Raw genomic sequence first — 16,357 nt, forward strand, 5'->3', positions numbered from 1 at the left:
GCTTTTTTGCTATCAACGTCATCCCGGCGAACGCCGGGATCCATCTTGACGTCGCCTTTGCTTCGAAACGGCGTCGTCCGCCGGGCCGGGGATTCGTTGCATGGTCTTCGGTGGCGCCGGAAAACGAGAAAAACTCTGGAACCCGTCATCCCCGCGAAGGCGGGGACCCAGCGACTTTCGCTCGTTTGCCCTCACCCCAACCCCTCTCCCGTAAACGGGAGAGGGGCTTCCACCGTCATTGGAAGACCGTCATCCCCGCGAAGGGCGGGGACCCATGGACGTTGAGCTCAGTGCAGGTCGCGCAGATCGAGGCGGCGCAGCTTCGGCGCCAGTTTCGCCGTCATGCCGACCACCGCCAGCGTCATGCAACCGCCGAAGATCACCGAAGGCACCAGCCCGAGCAAGCGTGCGGCCACGCCGGATTCGAACGCGCCCAACTCGTTCGACGAACCGATGAAGATGCCGTTGATCGACGACACCCGGCCACGCATGTGATCGGGCGTGGCCAATTGCAGGATGGTCGAACGCACCACCACCGACACGCCATCGCACATGCCCGACAGCATGAGCATCAACGCCGACAGCCACAGATGGCGCGACAGCGCGAAACCGATGATGCACAAGCCGAAACCGGCCACCGCCACCAGCAGCACACGACCGGCATGGCGTTGCAGCGGTCGTCGAGCCAGATAGATGCCCACCAGCACCGCACCGGCCGCCGGCGACGCGCGCAACAAGCCCAGCGCCTCCGGCCCGTAGTGAAGGATTTCGTTGATGAACGCCGGCAGCAGCGCCACCGCCCCGCCAAACAGCACCGAGAACATGTCCAGCGCCTGCGCGCCGAGAACGACCTGGGTCTTGAAGACGAAGCGCAGGCCCTCGCCGATGCTCTTGAACACCGGCGCGCGTTCTGCCGGCATCGGCGGCTCGGTCACGCGCACGGCAATCACGGCGATCGCTGCTGCGAGCGCAAAACCGGCGGCGACGAGATAGGCCGAAGTCTTGCCACCCCAGGCGACCAGCAGGCCACCCATGGCCGGGCCCATCACCAGGCCCGTCTGCATCACCACGCTGCTGACACCGGCGCCGCGCGCGAACTGCTCACGCTTGAGCACGCGCGCGAACAGCGACATGTAGACCGGTGCCAGGAACGCGCGAACCACGCCGTTGACGGCGATGGCCGCATAGATCGTGAGCGTGCCGAAACCGGAGATGCCGGCCGGAAGCACGCCGGCGGCGACGGCGGCCAGCGTCAGCGTCGTGACCAGCAACCCCAGGCAGGCGGCCATGCCGAGCTTGCGTCGCGGCAGGTGGTCGACCGCGTAGCCGGCGAACAGGGCGAAACAGAAATACGGAATCACCTCGGCCAGGCCGATCAGGCCCAGGGCAAAAGCATCGCGCGTGAGTTCGTAGACGTGCCAGCCGACCGTCACCGCGACGATCTGGTAGGATAGCATCGCCAGCAGGCGATAGGTGAGCAGGCCGGTGAAGCCGCGGTTGTGCAGCAACTCCGAGACGCCCGCGACGGGTAGGGCGTCGGCGTCAGCCGTCATTGCGCATCAACCGTGCCGCGGCAGGTCCCTCGCGGCGCTCGGGACGACAGGCGATCACAGCCGCGACCGTGCCTGGTCGCGGATGAAGCCGAGCAGCGCGGTCAGGCCGTTGCTGCGCGTGGGCGAGAGGTGCTTGGCAAGCCCGATGTCGGCGATGTAGTCGGCATCGGTGGCGGCGATCTCGGCGGCGCTGCGACCGGAGTACACGCGCAGGGCCAGGTAGATCAGGCCCGAGACGATGGCCGAGTCGCTGATGGCATGGAAGTCGAGGCGATCGGCGTCGCCCTCGGCGACAATCCATACCATCGACTGGCAACCGTGCAGGCGATGCTCCTCGGTTTTCCAGTCGCCCGGCAGGTCGGGCAACTTGCGGCCCAGGTCGATCAGGTACTGGTAGCGCTCGGACCAGTCGCCGAAGAAGGCGAACTCGTCGCGGATCGCTTCCTGCGCCTGCGTGGGCGAGGCTTCGATCGGGAAGGGGCTGGCGGGGGCGGCAATGGCGTTCATTACGGGGAATTTTACGCTCTTGCTGGCGCTGGCCGTGCGAAGAGATCGTCTGCCAAGTAGAGATCGCCTGCGAAGTAGAGATCGTCAGCGAAGTAGAGATCGTCATTCCCGCGAAGGCGGGAACCCAGTGTCTTGCAGCTACCCGCCCCGACAAAGCCTCAAAGTCGCTGGGTCCCCGCCTTCGCGGGGATGACGGATTCAGGGCGGGAATGACTGAAGCAGGGGCGTCTAGGCCCGCTTCCAGCGCACGCCCTGCGCCGTGTCCTCCAGCAGGACCCCTTCGCCCGCGAGCTGGTCGCGGATGGCGTCGGCACGGGCGAAATCGCGCGCCTTCTTGGCCGCGATGCGCTCGTCGATCAACGCCTGGATGCGGCCGTCGTCCTCGTTGCCGGCGCCGCGCGAGAACCACTGCGCCGGGTCCTGCTGCAGCAGTCCCAGGCCGAGACCGGCGCCGAGCAGTTCGCCCTTGAGGCGGGCGCGTTCGTCTGCCGACTCGGCCTTGCGCGCATCGCCGGCAATGCGGGCGATCTCGGCCAGCACCTGCGGGGTGTTGAGGTCGTCGTCGAGTGCGGCCTCGATACCGGCCGGGATCGCCAGCGGCGTTGCCACCGTGCAATCGGCCAGATCACGCAAAGTGCCGTAAAGCCGGTCGAGCGTGCGCACGCTCTGCTCGATCAACGCATCCGACCACTCCAGCGGCTGCCGGTAGTGGGCCGAGAGCAGCGCCAGGCGCAGGGCTTCCGGCGGGTATTCGCGGACGAGGTCGTGCACGCGCTGGATGTTGCCCACCGACTTGGCCATCTTGGCGCCGCCGAAGTTGAGCATGCCGTTGTGCAGCCAATGACGGGCGAAGATCCTGCCGCCGTGCGCGCACTCGCTCTGGGCGATCTCGTTCTCGTGGTGCGGGAACTGCAGGTCGACGCCGCCGGCGTGGATGTCGATGGTCTCGCCCAGGTGGGCGGCGGCCATCGCCGAGCACTCGATGTGCCAGCCCGGACGACCACGGCCCCAGGGCGAGTCCCAGCCGGGGAGGTCATCGGTGGACGGCTTCCACAACACGAAGTCGCCCGGGTCGCGCTTGTAGGGGGCGACGTCGACGCGGGCGCCGGCGAGCATCTCTTCCGGGTCGCGGCGCGAAAGCTTGCCGTAATCGGGGTAGCTGGCGACCGAGAACAGCGCATGGCCTTCGGCGGCATAGGCATGGCCGACCTCGATCAGGCGCTCGATCATGGCGATGATCTGGCCGATGTGGGCGGTGGCTTCCGGCTCCAGGTCCGGTGCCTTCACGCCCAGCGCGGCCATGTCCTCGCGGTAGGCAGCGGCGAACCGGCTGGTGATCGCCGAGATCGGCACACCCTGCTCGCGGGCGGCGTTGTTGATCTTGTCGTCGACGTCGGTGATGTTGCGGGCGTAGGCCAGCGCGCCGAATCGGCGGCGCAGCAACTCGGCCAGCACCCCGAAGACGACCGGGCCGCGGGCATTGCCGATGTGAACGAAGTTGTAGACCGTGGGCCCGCACACGTACATGGTCGGGCGGGTGGGGTCGAGGGGCACGAACGGCTCGACCCGTCGCGTCAGGCTGTTGAAAAGTTGCAGGCTCATGGGGGTTACCGCCGGAGTTGCGGTCATTCTAGCGGCTGATCGAGGGTGCCTGCTCCGTGCCAGGCGTCCGGGCTTCGATGGCCGAGTGGTCCACCTTGCTGTTCCGGCCGGTAGTCTAAAGGCGGGGTTCAGACCTCGCCCCCGGTCTGCGCTTACAATTTCTAAACAATTATGACTCCGCGAGTGTGATGGACCGTCCAGTTCCGCTTCCTGCTGCCATGACCTGGACTGTCCTGCTGGGACTGGTGCTGGCTGCCTGGCCCGGCACGGAGGCGAGGGCGCAGAACACGGTCATCCAGGCCGAGAACGTCCGCTTCGACTACGCCCAGGTGTTGCGGGTGACGCCGGTCTACCAGACGCTCAAGGCCAACACGGTCGAGCAGAAGTGCGAAAGCGACTCGCGCCTGTCGCGGGTGGTCGGTGCGGTCAAGGAAGCACTGACCCGCGAAGAGAAAGAGCAGCAGGACAAGTGCAAGCCGGTCACGGTCGAGCGCGAGTACCGCCGGCCGATCGCCTACGACGTCGATTACACCTACAAGGGCGCCAAGTTCCGCTCGCGCCTTCCCGAGGATCCGGGCAACCGCCTGCGCATCCGGGTGTCGGTGACGCCGGTCGTGGCGCCCGCTGGCGAGCGCTGAGCGCCAATCGGGGCAGGGTCGGGCACAGCCCGGGCCCCGATGCTTGCACCCGCAGCGGGTGCATGCGAGCATGCGCGCCTCAATGAACGCCCACTACGCCGACGCCGACGTCCTGACCTCCGCCTACATGGCGGCGGGGATGACCTCGCGCGCTCGCCGACCGCATACCTGCCATCCAGCTGGGTAACGGTCACTAGCGCGTCTTGCAACAGACGAAGTGACACACGAAAAGCCCAGCCTACGCGCTGGGCTTTTTTGCTTTCAGGGTTTGCTTCAGGGCCCGCGCAGCATCCCACCTTCCTCCCCATACGATCACCGGAACCGCACTCGATGACCGCTCTTGGCAACAGGCACTTCCTCAACACCCAGGACTGGTCGCGTGCCGACCTCGACGCGCTGCTGGCGCAGGCCGCCGCGTTCAAGCGCAGCAAGGCCGGCGAGCAGCTCAAGGGCAAGTCGATCGCCCTGGTGTTCTTCAATCCGTCGATGCGCACCCGCACCAGCTTCGAGCTGGGCGCGTTCCAGCTCGGCGGCCATGCCGTGGTACTGCAGCCGGGCAAGGACGCGTGGCCGATCGAGTTCAACCTCGGCACGGTCATGGACGGCGATACCGAGGAGCACATCGCCGAAGTGGCCAAGGTGTTGGGCCGCTACGTCGACCTGATCGGCGTGCGCGCGTTCCCGAAGTTCGTCGACTGGCAGTACGACCGCGAGGACATCGTCCTCAAGAGCTTCGCCAAGTACTCGCCGGTGCCGGTGATCAACATGGAGACGATCACCCATCCGTGCCAGGAGCTGGCGCACATCCTCGCGCTGCAGGAGCACTTCGGCACCACCGACCTGCGCGGCAAGAAGTACGTGCTGACCTGGACCTACCACCCCAAGCCGCTCAACACGGCGGTGGCCAATTCGGCGCTGACGATCGCCACGCGCATGGGCATGGATGTGACCCTGCTGTGCCCGACGCCGGACTACATCCTCGACCCGCGCTACATGGACTGGGCCGCGCAGAACGTCGCCGAGAGCGGCGGGTCGCTCGCCATCAGCCATGACATCGAAAGCGCCTACAGCGGCGCCGACGTGGTCTACGCCAAGAGCTGGGGCGCGTTGCCGTTTTTCGGCAACTGGGGCCCGGAAAAGCCCATTCGCGACCAGTACCAGCACTTCATCGTCGACGAGGCGAAGATGGCGCTGACCAACAACGGCGTCTTCAGCCACTGCCTGCCGCTGCGCCGCAACGTGAAGGCCACCGATGCGGTGATGGACTCGCCGCAGTGCATCGCCATCGACGAGGCCGAGAACCGCCTGCACGTGCAGAAGGCGATCATGGCGGCGCTCATCGGCCGATAGCACCAAGCCCCTCTCCCGCATGCGGGAGAGGGGTTGGGGTGAGGGCAGCCCGACGCTGCCACGCCCCGTTGCCCCCACCCCAACCCTCCCCCGCAAGCGGGGGAGGGGGCAGATCACCAACGAGACAAGAACATGAGCAAAGACATCGTCCTCGCCTTCTCCGGCGGCCTCGACACCAGCTTCTGCGTGCCCTACCTGAAGGAGCGCGGCTGGAACGTGCACACCGTGTTCGCCGACACCGGCGGCGTCGATGCCGAGGAGCGCGCCTTCATCGAAGAACGTGCGACCGAATTGGGCGTCGCCTCGCACGTCACCGTCGACGGCGGCCCGGCGATCTGGGAAGGCTTCGTCAAGCCGTTCGTCTGGGCCGGCGAGGGCTACCAGGGCCAGTACCCGCTGCTGGTCTCCGATCGCTACCTGATCGTCGAAGCCGCGCTCAAGCGCTGCGAGGAGCTGGGCACCAAGGCGATCGCGCACGGCTGCACCGGCATGGGCAACGACCAGGTGCGTTTCGACCTGGCGGTGAAAGCGCTGGGCGACTACGAGATCGTGGCGCCGATCCGCGAGATCCAGAAGGAGCACACCGAGGTCCGCGCCTACGAGCAGAAGTACCTGGAGGAGCGCGGCTTCGGCGTGCGCGCCAAGCAGAAGGCCTACACCATCAACGAGAACCTGCTCGGCCTGACCATGTCCGGCGGCGAGATCGATCGCTGGCAGGCGCCGGGCGAAGGCGCAGTGGGCTGGTGCAAGCCGCGCAGCGAGTGGCCGGCACAGCCGCTGCGGGTGAAGGTCAGCTTCGTCAACGGCGAAGCGGTCGCGCTCGACGGCGAGAAGATGGAAGGCCACAAAATGCTGGCCAAGCTCAATGGGCTGTTCGCGCAGTACGGCGTGGGCCGTGGCCTGTACACCGGCGACACCACCATCGGCCTGAAGGGCCGCATCATTTTCGAGGCGCCGGGCCTGACCGCGCTGCTGACCGCGCACCGCGCGCTGGAAGAGGCGGTGCTGAGCAAGCAGCAGAACCGTTTCAAGCCGGACGTGGCGCGCAAGTGGGTGGAGCTGGTGTACGAAGGCTTCTTCCACGATCCGCTCAAGTCCGACCTGGAGGCTTTCCTGCAATCGAGCCAGTCGACCGTCAACGGCGACGTCGTACTGGAAACGCAGGGTGGCCTGGTCAGCGCGGTGGCGATCGAGTCGAAGCACATCCTCAATGCCAAGGGCGCGACCTATGCGCAGGCGGCGGACTGGGGCGTGGCCGAGGCCGAGGGCTTCATCAAGCTGTTCGGCATGAGCAGCACGCTGTGGGCTGAAATCAACCGCAAGTAATCTGCAAGCCCCTCTCCCGCTGGCGGGAGAGGGGGAACACCTCCACCAAGAACAGGCCATGCTCGCAAAAACCCTCAAGCACCTCGAAGCCCTGGTGTCGTACGACACCCGCAATCCACCGCGGGACATCGGCACCGGCGGCATCTTCGATTACCTGCGTTCGCAGCTGACCGGTTTCCGCATCGAGGTCACCGATCACGGCGACGGCGCGGTGTCGATGCTGGCCGTGCGCGGCAATCCCACGCGGCTGTTCAACGTGCACCTGGACACGGTGCCGTCGTCGGAAGCGTGGAGCGCCGACCCGCACAAGCTACGCGTCACTGCCGACCGCGCGATCGGACTGGGCGCCTGCGACATCAAGGGCGCCGCGGCCGGTCTGGTGACTGCCGCCTCGGTGACGCAGGGCGATGCCGCGTTCCTGTTCTCCACCGATGAAGAGGCCAACGACGCGCGCTGCATTGCCGCGTTCCTGGGCGGCCTGCACGGGTTCAACGAGGTGGTCGTTGCCGAGCCGACGCAGTGCGAGGCGGTACTTGCCCATCGCGGCATCAGCTCGGTGCTGCTGCGCTTCCGCGGTGTTGCCGGCCACGCGTCGGGTGCGAATGCGATGCAGGCCAGTGCCTTGCACCAGGCCATCCGCTGGGGCGGGCACGCGCTGGACTACGTCGAGAGCGAGGCGCACCAGCGCTTCGGTGGCCTGACCGGGCTGCGCTTCAACATCGGTCGCGTCGAGGGCGGGATCAAGGCCAACATGATCGCGCCCAGCGCGGAGCTGCGCTTCGGCTTCCGTCCGCTGCCGTCGATGTCGATCGACGGGCTGCACGAGCGCTTCGGCACGCTGGTCGAAGCCGGTGCGATCGAACGCTATGAGGAGACCTTCCGCGGTCCGTCGTTGCCGTCGGGAGACGTCGCCGATGCCGAGCAGCGCCGGCTGGAGGCACGCGACCTGGCCGACGCGTTGCAGCTGCCGATCGGCAATGCGGTCGACTTCTGGACCGAGGCCTCGCTGTTCTCCAACGCCGGCATGACCGCACTTGTCTATGGCCCGGGCGACATCGCCCAGGCCCACACCGCCGACGAATGGGTGGCGCTGGAGCAGTTGCAGCGCTACACGGACTCCATCATCCGCATCCTCGAAACGACATGAGCTGTTGGAGCCCCCTTGAGTCAAGGGGGCGGCCTCGCCGCGAAGCGGTGAGGCGGGGATGTGGCGCTAGACCCTGAGGGCATCGCGAAGCGGTGCCCGTCGACCCGAAGCCGATGTATTAAAGGCATATAGAACGTTTAAAGATGAACGACACCCGCGACATTCAAACGCGCCAGACCATCGTGCGCCTGCTTTCGAGCATGGCCAGCGCGAAGGAGATCTCGCAGTACCTCAAGCGTTTCTCCCAGCTCGATGCCAAGCGCTTCGCCGTGGTCAAGGTCGGCGGCGCCGTGCTGCGCGACGACCTGGAAGCGCTGACGTCCTCGCTGGCCTTCCTGCAGGACGTCGGCCTGACCCCGATCGTGATCCATGGCGCCGGCCCGCAGCTCGACGACGAGATGGCCGCTGCCGGCATCGTCAAGCAGACCGTCAACGGCCTGCGCGTGACCTCGCCGGAGGCACTGGCAATCGTGCGGCGCGTGTTCCAGTCGCAGAACCTCAAGCTGGTCGAGGCGCTGCAGGCATTCGACGCGCGGGCGACCTCGATTGTTTCCGGCGTGTTCGAGTCCGAGTACCTGGACCGCGATACCTACGGCCTGGTCGGCGAGGTCAAGCGCGTCAACCTGGCGCCGATCGAGGCCAGCCTGCGTGCCGGCTCGATCCCGGTCATCGCCAGCCTCGGCGAGACCGCCGGCGGCCAGATCCTCAACGTCAACGCCGACTTCGCCGCCAACGAGCTGGTGCAGAAGCTGCAGCCGTACAAGATCGTGTTCCTGACCGGCACCGGCGGCCTGCTCGACGACGCCGGCAAGGTCATCGACTCGATCAACCTGTCGACCGAGTACGAGCACCTGATGTCGCAGCCGTGGATCAACGGCGGCATGCGGGTCAAGATCGAACAGATCAAGGACCTGCTCGACAAGCTGCCGCTGACCTCGTCGGTGTCGATCACCAAGCCGGCGGAGCTGGCCAAGGAACTGTTCACCCACAAGGGTTCGGGCACGCTGGTTCGCCGTGGCGAACGCGTGCTGCAGGTCACCGGCTGGGACGAGCTCGACCTGGAGCGCCTGCGCGGCCTGATCGAGTCGGCGTTCGGCCGTCGCCTGATGCCGGACTACTTCGAGCGGACCACGCTGCATCGCGCCTACGTCAGCGAGAACTACCGCGCCGCGGTGATCCTCACGCAGGAAGACGCCGGCATCTACCTCGACAAGTTCGCCGTGCTCGACGAGGCGCAGGGCGAAGGCCTCGGTCGCGCGGTATGGCATGTAATGCGCGAGCAGAATCCGCGCCTGTTCTGGCGTTCGCGCCACGGCAATCCGGTCAACCCGTTCTACTACGCCGAGTCCGACGGCTGCTACAAGCAGGAGAAGTGGAAGGTGTTCTGGTACGGCATGGACGGGTTCGGCGAGATCGAGCGCTGCGTCGAGCACTGCTCGGGGCGGACGGCGACGTTGAAGGACTGAGTTGCTGCAATGGCCGAAGCGACAGCCAACTGGAGCACCACCCCGACTCTGCGCGGCCAGCACGTCACGCTGGAGCCGCTGCAGATGGCGCACGGCGACGGCCTGCGCGCCGCACTTGGCGGCGGCGAGCTGTCGCGCCTGTGGTACACCAACGTGCCGGCGCCGGAGCAGGTCGAGTCGTACGTTTCGGCTGCGCTGGACATGCAGGCGCAGGGCAAGGCCATGCCGTTCGTGGTGCGCAACGCCGGCGGCGACATCGTCGGCAGCACCCGCTATTACGACCTCGATCAATCCGTTCCGCGCGTGCAGATCGGCTACACCTGGTACGCCGCGAAGGTGCAGCGCACCGGTCTCAACACCGAGGCCAAGCTGCTCCTGCTCGGCCATGCCTTCGAGGCCATGGGCAGCATCTGCGTCGGCTTCGAGACCAGCTGGTTCAACCTCGCCTCGCGCGCCGCCATCGCCCGCCTCGGCGCCAAGCAGGACGGCGTGCTGCGCAGCCACAAGCGCCACGCCGACGGCAGCGTGCGCGACACCGTGGCCTTCTCGATCATCGAATCGGAATGGCAGGCGGTGAAGCAAAATTTGATTCACAGGTTGCACAACCATGGAGCATCCGGGCGTGACTAAGTCCGTTGGCATCGTCGGCGCGCGCGGTTACGTCGGCGCCGAACTCATCCGCCTGATCGCCGCGCACCCGGATTTCGAGCTTGCGTTCGTGTCCTCGCGCGAGCTGGCCGGGCAGCGCGTCGCGGACCACATTGCCGAATACCAGGGCGAGCTTCGCTACAACTCGCCCTCGCACGAAGAGCTGCCGGCGCTGGGCGCCGACGCGGTGGTGCTGGCGCTGCCCAACGGCAAGGCCGCGGCCTGCGTGGCCGCGTTCGATGTGGTGGGCGCCGACCCGGTTATCGTCGATCTGTCCGCCGATTACCGTTTCGACGACGGCTGGTACTACGGCCTGCCGGAACTGACCCGCGCGCAGTACAGCGGCCAGCGCCGCATCAGCAATCCCGGCTGCTACGCCACGGCGATGCAACTGGCGGTCGCGCCGATGCTCGACGCACTGGCAGGTCCGGTGCAGTGCTTCGGCGTTTCGGGCTATTCCGGCGCCGGAACGTCGCCGTCGGACAAGAACGACCCCGACAAGCTGCGCGACAACCTGATGCCGTATGCGCTGACCAACCACGTGCACGAGCGCGAAGTCACGCGCCAGCTCGGCCACGAGGTGCAGTTCCTGCCGCACGTGGCGCCGCACTTCCGCGGCCTGACCATCACCGCCAACCTGCCGCTGGCCAGGCCCTTCGCACGCGACGAGGTGGTGTCGCGGTATGTTGACCGCTATGCCGGCGAACCGCTGGTCGAGGTCGGCGAGGAGGCCCCCTGGGTCAGCGCGATCGCCGGGCGCCACCACGTCGAACTCGGCGGTTTCACCCTGACACCCGATGGCAGGCGCCTGGTGGTGGTCGCCACCGAGGACAACCTGCTCAAGGGCGCGGCGACGCAGGCGTTGCAGAATCTCAACCTGGCCTTTGACCTGGACGAGATGACCGGCATCCCGCACCGGTAATGAAGCTGTAGGAGCGAGCTTGCTCGCGACCAGACGTCACCTTCGCGGCAAGGCCAGGTCGCGAGCAAGCTCGCTCCTACGTAAGCGGTAAGCGGTACCTACCAAGGAACTCGACGATGTCCGATCTGTTGTGGCAAAAACCCGGCGTCAAGGTCGACGCGCGCATCCAGCAGTTCCTCGCCGGCGAGGACGTGATCCTGGATCGTGAGTTCTTCCTGTTCGATATCCAGGCCAGTCGCGCGCACGCCGAAGGCCTGCAGCAGATCGGCATCCTCGATACGGATGAACTTGCCGGGCTGAAGCGCGAGCTGGAAGCACTGGCCGAGGACTTCCGCGCTGGCCGCTTCATCCTCGACGAGCGCTTCGAAGACTGCCATTCGGCGATCGAGTCCCGCCTGGTCGAACGCCTCGGCGATGCCGGCAAGAAGATCCACACCGGCCGCAGCCGCAACGACCAGATCCTGGTGGCCACGCGCCTGTGGCTGAAGGACCGCCTGGCGCGCGTGGCGGCGACCTGCCGGGAAAGCGCCGAAGTGGCGCTCGCCCGCGCCGAGGCCGAGCAGGGCGTGCCGCTGCCGGGCTACACCCACCTGCAGCGCGCCATGGTGTCGTCGCTGGGCATGTGGTGGGCGGCCTGGGCCGAGGGCTTCATCGACAACGCGCAGCGCACCATGCAGACGCTGCAGTGGGTGGATGCCAATCCGCTCGGCAGCGCGGCCGGCTACGGTGTCAACCTGCCACTGGCGCGTGACCACACCACGGCCGCGCTTGGCTTCGGTCGCATGCAGGTCGCGGCAACCTACGCGCAGATCTCGCGCGGCAAGTTCGAGATGGCCGCGATCGAGGCGCTGTCCTCGGCGCTGCTCGACCTGCGCCGCCTGGCCTGGGACCTGAGCCTGTTCACCAGTGCCGAGTTTGGCTTCGTTGCGCTGCCGTCGCAGTACACCACCGGCAGTTCGATCATGCCCAACAAGCGCAACCCCGACGTCATCGAGCTGATGCGGGCGAGCTATTCGGCTGCCGCCGCCGCGCGTACCGAGATCGAACAGCTGTTGTCGCTGCCTTCGGGTTACCACCGCGACCTGCAGTTTTCCAAGGGTGCGATCTTCCACGCCTTCGGCCGCGGCCTGGGTGCACTGGAACTGTTGCCCGACCTGCTGCGCAACCTGGAATGGAAGACCGAGCGCATGCGCGAGGCGCTCGATCCTTCGATGTACGCCACCGACCTGGCCGTCGATCTGGCGCGGCAGGGCCTGCCGTTCCGCGAGGCTTACAAGCAGGCCGCCGATCCGGCGCGCTGGGAGCAGGGCGATCCCGAGGCGAGCCTGGCGGCGCGGGTGTCGCCCGGCGCGGGTCCCCAACTGCGGCTGGGCGAGCTGCGAAGCCGACTGGAAGCATTGCGATGAGCACGCCTGGAAGTACCGCCGACACCGCTGTCCGGGACTTCCAGGCACAACCGCTGCCACGGTGGCAGCGCGCCGTACTCAAGGTCGGCAGCAGCCTGCTGGCGGGCTTCGCCGATCAACCTGACGCGGCAGTACATCAAGGGCTCGATCCGCGCTACGCCGCTGGCCTGGCGCGCTTCATCGCGCAGGCCCGCGCGCAGCAGCGCCAAGTGGTGCTGGTATCGTCCGGCGCGGTGGCCGCCGGGCGCGGGCGCATCGATACCGGTGGCGACAGCCTGGTGTTGCGGCAGGCCCTGGCCTCGCTCGGCCAGGCATCGCTGATGGGCTTCTGGCAGCAGTTGTCGGACCGGCCTGTGGCCCAGGTCCTGCTGACCCACGACGACCTGCGCAACCGCCGGCGTTACCTCAATGCCCGTGCCACGCTGCGCGAGCTGTTGCGGCTGGGCGCGCTGCCGATCATCAACGAGAACGATGCCGTCGCCGTCGACGAACTCAAGCTCGGCGACAACGACAACCTTGCCGCGGCCGTGGCCTCACTGGTCGATGCCGACCTGCTGCTGATCGCCACCGACATCGGTGGGCTCTACAGCGCCCACCCGCAGCGCGACCCCACTGCGCGCGCAATCAACCGCGTCGAGCGGATCACGCCCGAACTGCTACTGGCCGCCAGCGGCGGTGCCGGCAAGCTCGGCACCGGCGGCATGCGCACCAAGCTGGAAGCGGCGGCCAAGGCGACCGCGGCCGGCATTCCCACGGCACTGTTCTGCGGTCGCGACGATGCGGTGGTACGGGCCCTGGGTGAGGGCCAGTTGCACGGCACGCTGGTGCTCGCACAGGGCGACCGCTTGCGCGCACGCAAGCAATGGCTGCGGCATGCGCCTTCGTCGGGGCGGCTGCTGGTCGACGACGGCGCGGTCGCGGCGCTGCATCGCCAGGGCGCCTCGCTGCTGCCCGGCGGCGTGGCCGGAGTCGAAGGGGACTTTCGCCGCGGCGACGTGATCGAAGTGGTGTCCACCACGGCAGGCGCAGAGCCGTTCGCGCGTGGCCTGGCCCAGTACAGCGCAATGGAAATCGGCCGGATCGCGCGCAGGCACAGCAACGACATCGAGGCCGTGCTCGGCTTCCGTTATGGCGAATCGGTGATTCATCGCGACGATCTGGTGCTGCTGGTCAGCGACCCCGAGGTGAAGGCATGAGCGGTTACGTACGCAACCTCGCCGAGCGCGCGCGCGAAGCATCCCTGGTGCTGGCGGCGCTGGATGGCGAAGCACGCCGGCGACTGATCGAGCGCATGGCGCGGTTGCTGGAGCATCACGGTGCGGCGTTGCTGGCGGCCAACGCCGAGGACATGGAGCGCGGTCGCGCCGCCGGCCTCGGCGCGGCGCTGCTCGACCGGCTGAAGCTGGATGAGGCGCGCATCGCGGCGATGGCTGCGGGCGTTCGGGAAGTGGCCGCGCAAGCCGATCCGCTGGGGCAGGTGACACGCAGCGAGGTCCGCCCAAACGGTATCGTGATCGAGCGCCAGCGCGTGCCGCTGGGGTTGATCGCCATGATCTACGAAGCCCGCCCCAACGTGACCGCCGATGCCGCGGCGCTGTGCCTGAAGGCCGGCAATGCGGTGCTGCTGCGCGGCGGTTCGGAGGCGCGCGCCAGCAATGCCGCGATCGCCGCCTGCCTGCACCAGGCGCTGCGCGAGGAGGGCCTGCCGGAAGCGGCCGTGTCGCTGGTGGCCGATCCTGCGCGCGAGCATGTGATGGAGCTGCTGCAGCTGTCGGACCTGATCGATCTTGCCATCCCGCGCGGCGGCGAGAGCCTGATCCGCTTCGTCGCCGAGCACGCCCGCGTACCGGTGATCAAGCACTACAAGGGCGTATGTCATCTCTACGTCGACCGTGCCGCTGACGTCGGCAAGGCGCTGGACCTGCTGGTCGACGGCAAGGCCTCGCGCCCCGGCGTGTGCAATGCGCTGGAGACGTTGCTGGTCCATCGCGATATCGCCACGGCATTCCTGCCCGCGGCGTTGGAACGGCTGGCGGCGCGCCAGGTCGAGGTTCGCGGCTGCGAACGCACGCGCGCGTTCTCCGACCAGGTGGGGCAGGCCGAGGACGCCGACTATGCCGCCGAGTACCTGGACCTGATCCTGACGGTGCGGGTTGTCGACGGCATCGACGATGCGTTGGCGCACATCGCCCGTTACGGCTCGGACCATACCGAAGTAATCGCCACCGACGATGCCGCGGCGGCCGAGGCGTTCGTGCACGGCACGCGCAGCTCGGCGGTGATGGTCAACGCCTCGTCGCGCTTCAACGATGGCGGCCAGCTGGGTCTTGGCGCCGAGATCGGCATCTCGACCACGCGCCTGCATGCCTATGGGCCGATGGGCGCGGAGTCGCTGACCATCGAACGCTTCGTGGTGCGCGGGGAAGGGCAGGTACGGCACGAGGAATCGCGCAACCCTTGACGCCAGCCTCATGTAGGAGCGAGCTTGCTCGCGATCAGGCCTGCCCGAAGGCGATCGCGAGCAAGCTCGCTCCTACGCCTGCAGGCGTTGCGTGCCGCTCCATTCTTCGCCTGGCGCCAACGTCACCGGTGCTGCGATCGTGCCCGACTCGACGCATACAAAGTGCCGGTGCTCACCGACGCCAAGGTCGGCGATCACCTCCGCCAGCGCCGCGCCGGGATTCCACACGACCGTGTCACGGAAGCCATCTGCGCTGATGCGCATCGCATCATCGCCCTGCGCAAGCAGCAGGGCGTGGGCGCAATCGGGATAGAGCCGGTCGACCTCGGACTGGAAACGCACCGGTTCTCCTTCGGCCGCGCTGGAGCGGCCATCGCGCGAGTCTTCGAAACCGGCTGCTTCCAGCCCCCGCAGCGTCGTCGCGTCCAGGTCGTTCACGCGCAGATACGTGTGCAGCGCCGCAGTGAAGCTGAAGGGCGCCTCGCCCTGGTTGCGGATCGCGAGCCGCACCGTCAGCGCGGCAGGGGCCAGCGCCACATGCAGCCGCGCGCGGAAACTTGCTGGCCACAGGCGCCGGGTGTCCGCGTTGTCGACGAGCTCCAGCACGGCCCCCGGTGCCCCGGCGTCGGCCTCGATCCCCACGTAGCGCCAATCGAGCAGCCGCGCGAAGCCATGCTTGACCATCGACCCGCGCCCGCCGAACTGCGGGAAGATCACGGGGATGCCGCCGCGGATGGCCGAACCATCGGCAAAACTGGCGCGCGGGCTCAGGTAGAGGCACTCGCGGCCGGCCGACGGCTGCCAGGACAGCACGTGGGCGCCATGCAGGCTGATCTCGGCGACGGCGCCGTCAGCGGCGTCCAGGCGCAGGCAGGCGCTGCCATCGCGCTGGAAAGGTGTGCAGGAGAGATCCATCGGGCCATCAATGCAAAAGCGACCCGGCATCATCGCGGCGCGGCGCCGCCGGCCGCAACATGCTCGATTCGACCGCCATGGACGGCGCAAACGAAAAACGCCGGCAGGGCCGGCGTTCGTCTTTTCAGCGTGCTTCACATCATGGTGCACACATCATGATGCGGAGTTGGTCGGGGAGACAGGATTTGAACCTGCGACTTCTACGTCCCGAACGTAGCGCTCTACCAGGCTGAGCTACACCCCGACTGCTGAGCCGCAAATTCTAGTCAGTTGGCCGGGGTCGAGGCAAGGGGTTGGATGCAAATTCCTTCAATCCGATGCCAATCCGTGGGTGGCCGTTGGGGGAAAAGCGGTCGCAACGGCTAAACTGTTGGCGAATTCCCCCTCTACACCGCGAATCCACCGCGTGCCCGCCA

The 16,357-nt window shown here is 67.4% G+C and carries 14 protein-coding genes and 1 tRNA gene; 10 read left to right on the forward strand and 5 right to left on the reverse strand.

Features of this window, described 5'->3' with window-relative positions:
• Window positions 1–287: 287 nt before the first annotated feature.
• The 3 genes from AC3A3X_RS13875 to cysS form a co-directional block, all read right to left on the reverse strand.
• The gene (locus AC3A3X_RS13875; protein WP_487583609.1) at window positions 288–1,553 is read right to left on the reverse strand and encodes an MFS transporter; all 1,266 of its coding nucleotides are present in this window, start codon (window positions 1,551–1,553) and stop codon (window positions 288–290) included.
• Between the two features lie 54 nt (window positions 1,554–1,607).
• Window positions 1,608–2,060: a SufE family protein gene (locus AC3A3X_RS13880; protein WP_487583610.1), complete on the reverse strand. Its 453-nt coding sequence runs from the start codon at window positions 2,058–2,060 to the stop codon at window positions 1,608–1,610.
• A 228-nt stretch (window positions 2,061–2,288) separates the two neighbouring features.
• The gene (gene cysS / locus AC3A3X_RS13885) at window positions 2,289–3,662 is read right to left on the reverse strand and encodes a cysteine--tRNA ligase (protein WP_487583611.1); all 1,374 of its coding nucleotides are present in this window, start codon (window positions 3,660–3,662) and stop codon (window positions 2,289–2,291) included.
• A gap of 218 nt (window positions 3,663–3,880) precedes the next feature.
• On the opposite strand from cysS, the gene AC3A3X_RS13890 reads away from it, so the two are divergent.
• The 10 genes from AC3A3X_RS13890 to AC3A3X_RS13935 all read left to right on the forward strand — a co-directional run bounded on the left by AC3A3X_RS13890 (window position 3,881) and on the right by AC3A3X_RS13935 (window position 15,026).
• Window positions 3,881–4,300: a hypothetical protein gene (locus AC3A3X_RS13890; protein ID WP_487583612.1), complete on the forward strand. Its 420-nt coding sequence runs from the start codon at window positions 3,881–3,883 to the stop codon at window positions 4,298–4,300.
• Between the two features lie 330 nt (window positions 4,301–4,630).
• Entirely contained in the window at window positions 4,631–5,650 is a 1,020-nt protein-coding gene (locus AC3A3X_RS13895) for an N-acetylornithine carbamoyltransferase (RefSeq protein WP_487583613.1), read from the forward strand.
• A 132-nt stretch (window positions 5,651–5,782) separates the two neighbouring features.
• A complete protein-coding gene (locus AC3A3X_RS13900; protein ID WP_487583614.1) occupies window positions 5,783–6,976 on the forward strand; it encodes an argininosuccinate synthase in 1,194 nt (397 codons plus the stop codon).
• A gap of 58 nt (window positions 6,977–7,034) precedes the next feature.
• Window positions 7,035–8,123: an acetylornithine deacetylase gene (locus AC3A3X_RS13905; protein WP_487583615.1), complete on the forward strand. Its 1,089-nt coding sequence runs from the start codon at window positions 7,035–7,037 to the stop codon at window positions 8,121–8,123.
• A 143-nt stretch (window positions 8,124–8,266) separates the two neighbouring features.
• On the forward strand, window positions 8,267–9,589 hold the full coding sequence (locus tag AC3A3X_RS13910; protein ID WP_487583616.1) for an acetylglutamate kinase: 1,323 nt from the start codon (window positions 8,267–8,269) through the stop codon (window positions 9,587–9,589).
• A gap of 9 nt (window positions 9,590–9,598) precedes the next feature.
• Complete coding sequence (locus AC3A3X_RS13915; protein ID WP_487583617.1) at window positions 9,599–10,219, forward strand: GNAT family N-acetyltransferase; 621 nt, start codon at window positions 9,599–9,601, stop codon at window positions 10,217–10,219.
• Entirely contained in the window at window positions 10,212–11,159 is a 948-nt protein-coding gene (argC, locus tag AC3A3X_RS13920; protein ID WP_487583618.1) for an N-acetyl-gamma-glutamyl-phosphate reductase, read from the forward strand. Before AC3A3X_RS13915 ends, argC begins: the two co-directional genes overlap by 8 nt.
• A 116-nt stretch (window positions 11,160–11,275) precedes the next feature.
• Window positions 11,276–12,565, forward strand: coding sequence for an argininosuccinate lyase (argH, locus tag AC3A3X_RS13925; protein ID WP_487583619.1), 1,290 nt, complete (start codon window positions 11,276–11,278; stop codon window positions 12,563–12,565).
• On the forward strand, window positions 12,562–13,761 hold the full coding sequence (proB, locus tag AC3A3X_RS13930) for a glutamate 5-kinase (protein WP_487583620.1): 1,200 nt from the start codon (window positions 12,562–12,564) through the stop codon (window positions 13,759–13,761). Before argH ends, proB begins: the two co-directional genes overlap by 4 nt.
• Window positions 13,758–15,026, forward strand: coding sequence for a glutamate-5-semialdehyde dehydrogenase (locus AC3A3X_RS13935; RefSeq protein ID WP_487583621.1), 1,269 nt, complete (start codon window positions 13,758–13,760; stop codon window positions 15,024–15,026). Before proB ends, AC3A3X_RS13935 begins: the two co-directional genes overlap by 4 nt.
• A 72-nt stretch (window positions 15,027–15,098) precedes the next feature.
• On the opposite strand, the gene AC3A3X_RS13940 is transcribed toward AC3A3X_RS13935, so the two are convergent.
• On the reverse strand, window positions 15,099–16,079 hold the full coding sequence (locus AC3A3X_RS13940) for a D-hexose-6-phosphate mutarotase (RefSeq protein WP_487583622.1): 981 nt from the start codon (window positions 16,077–16,079) through the stop codon (window positions 15,099–15,101).
• A 29-nt stretch (window positions 16,080–16,108) separates the two neighbouring features.
• Window positions 16,109–16,185: transfer RNA gene (locus tag AC3A3X_RS13945), tRNA-Pro, on the reverse strand.
• Window positions 16,186–16,357 lie beyond the last annotated feature (172 nt).

It is taken from the genome of Lysobacter sp. Soil_N_23 (genome assembly GCF_057656135.1).

Excerpts from the sequence above, each read along its gene's own strand:
- AC3A3X_RS13875 (WP_487583609.1), bottom strand. The coding sequence starts at position 1,553 with ATGACGGCTGACGCCGACGCCCTACCCGTCGCGGGCGTCTCGGAGTTG.
- AC3A3X_RS13880 (WP_487583610.1), bottom strand. The coding sequence starts at position 2,060 with ATGAACGCCATTGCCGCCCCCGCCAGCCCCTTCCCGATCGAAGCCTCG.
- cysS (WP_487583611.1), bottom strand. The coding sequence starts at position 3,662 with ATGAGCCTGCAACTTTTCAACAGCCTGACGCGACGGGTCGAGCCGTTC.
- AC3A3X_RS13890 (WP_487583612.1), top strand. The coding sequence starts at position 3,881 with ATGACCTGGACTGTCCTGCTGGGACTGGTGCTGGCTGCCTGGCCCGGC.
- AC3A3X_RS13895 (WP_487583613.1), top strand. The coding sequence starts at position 4,631 with ATGACCGCTCTTGGCAACAGGCACTTCCTCAACACCCAGGACTGGTCG.
- AC3A3X_RS13900 (WP_487583614.1), top strand. The coding sequence starts at position 5,783 with ATGAGCAAAGACATCGTCCTCGCCTTCTCCGGCGGCCTCGACACCAGC.
- AC3A3X_RS13905 (WP_487583615.1), top strand. The coding sequence starts at position 7,035 with ATGCTCGCAAAAACCCTCAAGCACCTCGAAGCCCTGGTGTCGTACGAC.
- AC3A3X_RS13910 (WP_487583616.1), top strand. The coding sequence starts at position 8,267 with ATGAACGACACCCGCGACATTCAAACGCGCCAGACCATCGTGCGCCTG.
- AC3A3X_RS13915 (WP_487583617.1), top strand. The coding sequence starts at position 9,599 with ATGGCCGAAGCGACAGCCAACTGGAGCACCACCCCGACTCTGCGCGGC.
- argH (WP_487583619.1), top strand. The coding sequence starts at position 11,276 with ATGTCCGATCTGTTGTGGCAAAAACCCGGCGTCAAGGTCGACGCGCGC.
- proB (WP_487583620.1), top strand. The coding sequence starts at position 12,562 with ATGAGCACGCCTGGAAGTACCGCCGACACCGCTGTCCGGGACTTCCAG.
- AC3A3X_RS13935 (WP_487583621.1), top strand. The coding sequence starts at position 13,758 with ATGAGCGGTTACGTACGCAACCTCGCCGAGCGCGCGCGCGAAGCATCC.